At 38.7% G+C, this 6,776-nt stretch carries 6 protein-coding genes; 3 read left to right on the plus strand and 3 right to left on the minus strand.

Going from position 1 to position 6,776, the window contains the following annotated elements; genetic code table 11:
- The 3 genes from LHW48_09595 to LHW48_09605 all read left to right on the plus strand — a co-directional run.
- A partial coding sequence (locus tag LHW48_09595) for an NADH-quinone oxidoreductase subunit H (protein ID MCB5260704.1) occupies positions 1–869 on the plus strand: 869 nt, incomplete at its 5' end.
- The gene (locus tag LHW48_09600) at positions 869–1,501 is read left to right on the plus strand and encodes a hypothetical protein (protein MCB5260705.1); all 633 of its coding nucleotides are present in this window, start codon (positions 869–871) and stop codon (positions 1,499–1,501) included. The genes LHW48_09595 and LHW48_09600, both read left to right, overlap by 1 nt.
- A complete protein-coding gene (locus tag LHW48_09605) occupies positions 1,501–2,847 on the plus strand; it encodes a hypothetical protein (GenBank protein MCB5260706.1) in 1,347 nt (448 codons plus the stop codon). The genes LHW48_09600 and LHW48_09605 overlap by 1 nt, the downstream gene beginning before the upstream one ends.
- A 72-nt stretch (positions 2,848–2,919) precedes the next feature.
- Here the strand turns inward: LHW48_09605 and LHW48_09610 are convergent, their stop codons facing one another.
- The 3 genes from LHW48_09610 to LHW48_09620 form a co-directional block, all read right to left on the minus strand.
- Entirely contained in the window at positions 2,920–3,270 is a 351-nt protein-coding gene (locus LHW48_09610) for a DUF1292 domain-containing protein (protein MCB5260707.1), read from the minus strand.
- Positions 3,271–3,454: 184 nt separating this feature from the next.
- A complete protein-coding gene (locus LHW48_09615) occupies positions 3,455–5,026 on the minus strand; it encodes a chitobiase/beta-hexosaminidase C-terminal domain-containing protein (GenBank protein ID MCB5260708.1) in 1,572 nt (523 codons plus the stop codon).
- Positions 5,023–5,880: an outer membrane beta-barrel protein gene (locus LHW48_09620; protein ID MCB5260709.1), complete on the minus strand. Its 858-nt coding sequence runs from the start codon at positions 5,878–5,880 to the stop codon at positions 5,023–5,025. Before LHW48_09620 ends, LHW48_09615 begins: the two co-directional genes overlap by 4 nt.
- Between the last annotated feature and the right edge of the window lie 896 nt (positions 5,881–6,776).

Here is a 6,776-nt window from a genome sequence, read left to right on the forward strand (position 1 = left end):
TGTTGTTTATAGGAATTATCCCCAAAGTGAAAGCGATAATGGTTGGGCGCAAAGGAAAACCTGTATTGCAGAGCATCCGAGATTTTGTTAAGCTTTTACGGAAAGATGAAATCCTGAGTGAACACTCAACTTTCATCAGTAAAATTGCACCTTCGCTAGCTTTGGTCTGCACACTTGTTGCCTCCTTGTTTGTCCCCTTTGTTTCTACACACACTTTATTAGGTTTTGTAGGAGATTTTATTCTATTTGTATTTCTTCTTAGCTTGGCTAAGGGCGTGATGGCTTTGGCTGCAATGGATTGTGGCAGCAGTTTTCAGGGCATGGGAACTAGCCGAGAATTGAGCTTTACAGCGTTTTTAGAACCGGCTTTTTTTCTAATAATGGCAACCCTTATCTTTAGTGTAGGATCCGGCAGTATGGCACAGATCTTTGCTCAACAAGGCATACTATATCTAAATATCTGGGATGTTTTTGCTGGGCTGTTTATTGCGGTTGCTTTGTTTATTATGCTATTAGTAGAAAGTGCGCGTGTACCCTTTGACGATCCTGCCACCCATCTTGAGCTAACAATGATTCATGAAGTAATGGTTTTAGATTTCAGTGGATTTAATCTTGCTCTTATCAACTACACATCTGCCTTAAAAATGTTCATCTATTCATCGCTTATATGCCATTTGATCTTACCTGTGGGAAGTTCTATCTTGTGGTATCTGATTCTTCTAATACTCATTTATGTTTTGGTGGGCATGTTAGAGTCTCTTGTGGCCCGATTTAGGATGAACCGTAACTTAGAGCTTGTACTAGTGCCACTTAGCATAGCCCTGCTCACCCTTGCCGCTTTGATCGCCAAAAATATGGGAGCATGGTAATGCTGGAAATTCTGATTGTAATATTTGGATTTAGCTTACTTTGGGCTTCAGTTACCAATATGCTGGGCACGGTTATTAAAATCTTGGTTATTCAAGGTGTAATCCTTTTTTGCATCACACTACTTAAAACTACTCAACTCAACTGGTTGAGTTTTAGTCTAATTGCTTTAGAAACACTCATCTTCAAGGCAATTCTAATACCATGGTTTATTGATGACACCATTAAACACAACCAGATTCGAAGAGAAGTGGAAGCATCTGTTTCAAACTTTTTTTCCCTTGCTCTAATGAGTTTGATTTATGTCTTTAGTTTCGTACTGGCAGCATCAGCTCCAGTATGGTCGCTAAAAGTCTTCCCGTTGGAGTTTGGTATAGCTTTCGCTACAATACTCAAAGGCATATTTATCATTATCGCCAATAAAAAGCTTATCACACATTTAATGGGCTATTTAATTATGGAAAACGGTATCTTTTTACTTTCGCTTTCTGCTGGTACTCATCTTCCCTACATTGTAAGTTTAGGTGTATCTTTGGACATTATGTTATCCGTTCTTATCGCGGTTCTATTTATCAAACGGATCCGTTCAACTTTTAATGATGCAGATAGTCCCCAAACCCTGAGAGAAGAATAATGGGCTCAATTCTTCTTGTGGGATATCCCCTTTTGGCAATTGTGTTTTGCGCTTTTGTGGCTTCCCGGCGCAGATGCGATCTTTTAGTTTTACTCCATGCTCTATTACATAGCGGACTTGGAATACAGGCTTTTGTACAAAGGGGAAGTGTGCTTGAGATGGACGATCTGGGGCTCTTCATGTATCTGATCCTCTCGGTTCTGTACTCTGCAATAGCCTTCTATCGCATCGGACAGAAAGAGAAAATCTCCATAAGAGATTATCGTATCCACAGCATCTTTTTGATGATTTTTGTTATGGCTATGGACGGTGCCACGATGGCGAAGGATATGGGCTTAATCTGGATATTTGTAGAAGCAACCACCATTTCTTCGGCTTTGTTGATAAGCTATTCTAATAAAAAGAGTTCTTTAGAGGCTGCTTGGAAATATTTATTCATCTGTAGCGTGGGAATTGCCTTAGCTTTTGCTGGAATCCTTTTATTGGTAATAGCTCAACCCTCTAATGCTACTTTGAATATCGCAAACATTGATTATGCGAGTATATCTCCATTATGGCTGAAGATTTCATTTGTCTTTATACTAATTGGCTTTGGTACCAAAATGGGATTAGCCCCCCTTCATTTTTGGCTACCCGACGCACATTCCGAAGCACCTGCTCCCATTTCTGCCCTTCTTTCTGGGGCATTACTAAATATAGCCCTTATTCCCATTCTGAGAATGGATAAACTGATGCAGTATAGTGGACTAGGATATGTAGCCCAAAACTTATACTTGTTCATGGGATTTCTTTCTGTTTTTATCGCTACTGTATTTATCTTAAAAACCAAAGATTTTAAGCGTATGCTGGCCTATTCATCCATCGAGAATATGGGATTAATTATGATTGCATTTGGCTTGGGTACTTCAGCTTACGCAGCCGGGTATCTGCATATATTAGGGCACTCATTTGTAAAAGCTGCTTTCTTCCTAATTGCTGGGAATGCTTTAAGCATCTATCAAGACAAAAATTTCGAAAACTTAGGTTCTCTACTCAGAATAAATAAAGGCAGCGCTTGGCTCTGGTTAATTGCCTCAGCCCTGATTATCGGCTTACCTCCATCTCCGCTATTTACCAGTAAGTTCATGATAGCGGCTGTTTTAATTAGTAAGGGACATTATCTGTATTTTTCACTGCTAATGCTTTTGTTGGCTGTAATCTCGTGGGGTATTTTTAACATTGGCTTAAAAATCTGTTTGGGCGAAAGCGATCGTAGGGTTAAACTTAATGCTTGGCTTTATTTGGCTCCAGCTGGATTACTCTTAATTGCCGGACTCATTGGAACATTTCTACCGGTGCTTGATTAAACTATTGTTTTCTTTGTCGCTAAAAAAAGCCGTTCTCATACCATAAGAACGGCTTTTTCAGTATTATATAGTTTATTCTTCTTCAAGTTCCTGCATAGAGTTAAAACGCTCTGTAAACAACTCAGCAATTTTGTTGTATTCATCGTCATCTTCTATAATGCTAAGTTCCAATTCTTCTTCAGCTTCTTCAAAGCGGAGTATGTCATATTCCATTGCTCCTACTTCAGCTAAGGCAACGTAGTTTGCACCTTCGTGATTTACTATGTCCAACACCATAAAGTCTTTTTGACTTCCATCTTCCATATCCAAGGTTATGATGTTAGATTCTGCGTCGCAGGATTCTTCACACTCACAACTATCGCCTTCACAGTTGCAATTCTTTACTTCATCCTCATTGTTGAGGCAATTATCTTTCTTTGTCATGATATTCTCCCTTATGTTTTTGCCACTGTTTTGAAAGGCAGCAATTTGGCAAGCTAAAAAAATCCAATAGTGAAAGATATCTACTATTTATATACTAATCATTATCCATTATAAGCACCATACACCCTCACTAAGAGCAAATATTCTAGTATTGCCTGATTAATTCGATTACTCAATAGGCAGCTTAGTACTTTCTTGCAACTCTTAAGCCATGGGCATCAGCTGTGAGATTTGCTGGAGTAGAAAACCTTCTGGATACAGTGCAATTTGTAGCGTCAGTGCTAAAACTTCCGCCTCTTAATACTCTATATTGCCCGCTGCTTGGTCCTACGGGATCAGTAGATTGCGTATTGGTATATTCATGAATATAAAAATCCCAACAAAACTCCCATACATTGCCGCTCATATCGTATAAGCCAAGTTCATTTGGCTCTTTTGTGCCCACAAATTGTGGTTCGGTTATAGCACTGCCGCTATACCAAGCTACTAAGTCGATGTTATCCGATCCGCTATAGATGTAATCATTGCTCAAATGCCCCCCTCTTGCTGCATACATCCATTCCATTTCCGTGGGCATTCGATAACCGTTTGCATTCCAATTGCACGTTATTTGTTGATGATCTAGTATATTGGGCCAATTATTCGGATTAACGCCATAACCTGAGTATTCGTAACATGGTTCATATCCCTCTATTATGCTTCGCCTATTGCAGTATTCAACCGCAGAATTCCAGTTTATTTCTGTGATTGGCATATCCGGTCGTATTTCATCCATATCCAGCATGACATATACCCATTCCAGTTCCGTGATCTCTCTTTTACCAATATAGAATGCAGATAAATTCACGTTTGCCGTACCATTGTTAAATGAACCAGCCGGAATAAACTCCATTTGATTAGCGAGGTTGATAATGTAAAAGCCAGATACAATGCTGCTTGGAATCCAATTACTATAAAAGCTGCGAGCTTTAATAATGGTATTAACTGCAATTTCGATGGGATCGGTGTAAAGCATAGATGTTTCATCTGGTTCACTGCCATCTGTAGTATAACGGATATCTGCCTCTATCGTTTCGCAACTCAAAGAAACAATTTGTGCATCAGAGTAAATGCCGGGCTCCACACTAAAAACGGGATCATGTGCAGCCAAATCGTAGAAAGCCGTAGTTACGAGGCTGGAGATCATGTTTTCTGCATAGGCTTTTGCTTTTACTACGCATCTAGTTTCCACCTCAAAAGGTCCCTCATATCTTAATGAATTCTGGTCTGGACTAGTTCCATCAGTAGTATAGTAAATTTCTGCTTCACTGGTGGGGCAAGACATTGTAACTAACACCGGATTATAGAAATATTCCTCAATCGGCGATATCTCAACTGGCATCACCGTCTCTCGGTCAAATACGAAATCTGCCGTAGATATGGTGCTGGGCATACAACCATCCTTATATGCTCTTGCTTTAATTGTAGTATCGGTATTAACCTGAATAAGACCGCTATATACGCTCGATTCCGTATTGGGTTCACTCCCATCCATAGTATAATGGATAGTCGCACCATAACTTTTACTGTAGATAAGAACTTCGATATCATTATTGAATACGCCCCCAGAAGGACTAAACTGGGGTGCTTCCAACGGTTCATTGTCCCAGGATGGGCTGGTGTCGCTACAAGACATCATCAAAAAAGCACATAGACTAAGTAACAAAATATGTAGAATGGTAAGAATTGAATTGTGCGTATTAAGTTCTTGCTTCATAACTTGCTCCCAATGCTAAACATTATTGAACGGAGTGTTACTGCATCTCTTTTACCGGTGTCGCCAAGTTCGTTTAAGCCCATAGTAAAACGAAGATCAAAATTGAATTCATCTTTGCCAAAGCCAAATTTAAACAAATCCTTTAACCCAAAGCCTACTCCAAATACAATATCTGTTTTAAATTGTATTAGCTCATCAAAACCACTTACCTGACTTTTATAACTGTAATTTGAAAGAGGATCCGCATCACTAAATGAATCCATCACTATTTTTTTTACCTGATAATCCATTGCCGAAATGCCCCCTTCTTTTTTGCTTTCGTTTCCAAGCAGCAACGAAAATGAAGGACCTCCATAAATAAATGCCCCTTGATATTGCTTTTGTTTTGCCTCTTCCGATAGTTCCTGATTAAAGCTAATAAAAACAGGCAGACTTATATAATCCGCAGTTGTTTGTATGTTTCCGCTAAGTGAATCTCCAAAGCTTTGCGCTAATATTACATTATTGGTTTGAATAGGTGAATTCTCATACTCGGAAATAAAGTTATAGCGGTGCCATATTATTTCACTATTTAGCTTGATAGAATCTATTTTCTTAAAAATCCTTGCTGAAGCATAGATACCTGCATTCTGAGAAAAGCCAGCCTTGCTCTTGTTTGAGCGGACTCGTAGATATCCTAAATCTGTCGTGCCTGCTTCATCTTGAAAAATGTCGTAAGCCAATTCGTAATCTTTATCGTTTCCATGAATCGAGGAAGAACCTATTCCATATTTAATTCCCCATTCAAAGGAGCCAGCCCACAAAAATCCTAATGATAAGAATACCAATGCCAATGTTAACACCGCTTTATTCATAATATCTCCTTGTGTATAAAGCTTTAGACAATTTATCGCTACGAAGTAAACTCGACAACTGAATAAATAATATTTAGCTGTAGCAATTAGTAAATAAAGCTTGAGCTTGTCAAGCGATTTCATGATCTATTCACATATACATCTATGTTTAATAAAGTTGTAGATATGGGATCTCTATAAAGAGTCACTCAAATTAACAACTGGAGATCAATGGACATAATAGATAAGTATATGAAAGAACAGAATATCCGAAAAGCATTTTCAGGAAGCCAATGGTCATTGATTCAACAGATTTCATTGTTGTGATCACCAAACCCTGCAAATTGGGCAATTTCTGTCTAAGTGCTATATGTTTTGGCATTTGCAGATTTCGGTGAGCGGAATTGCAGATTTGGATATCTCTTACCAACTAATACCGCATGCCAAGAAATGCCAAGCCCTGACACTCGCAGTAAATTCAAGAAGACTGCTCAAATTATGCTGTTGCGAATGGTTTAATATATCTCAGGAGAATTTAGGATCTCATAGTATTGCCTCTACATAACAAAGAAATATGCAAATACTCCAAAACGAGATATGTGTTAAGTTCTCTTTTCTATCCATTTAGGTCACCGATATTGCACCCCACTTCTTTCTCTATTCGTTTGCTCTATTTCTGCTCATTATCTCCTCATGAGATGAGGACATCATGAGGGAAAGATAAGCGAAGTGCGAGGGATTGCAATGGCTTAGCTTCATAGAATCGTTAGTACTTTCTAACACGTTCTCCATTGTTGATTTAGAGATAACTCATTGATTATGAGAATGTAAGCACCGGATGAAATGTCTTTCTTTTGTTACAGAGAAAGATAAACTACTCCTTCTAATATCATGTAGTTGAGTGGTGTTTGGTGAAA

It is taken from the genome of Candidatus Cloacimonadota bacterium (assembly GCA_020532355.1).
Lineage (GTDB): Bacteria > Cloacimonadota > Cloacimonadia > Cloacimonadales > Cloacimonadaceae > UBA5456.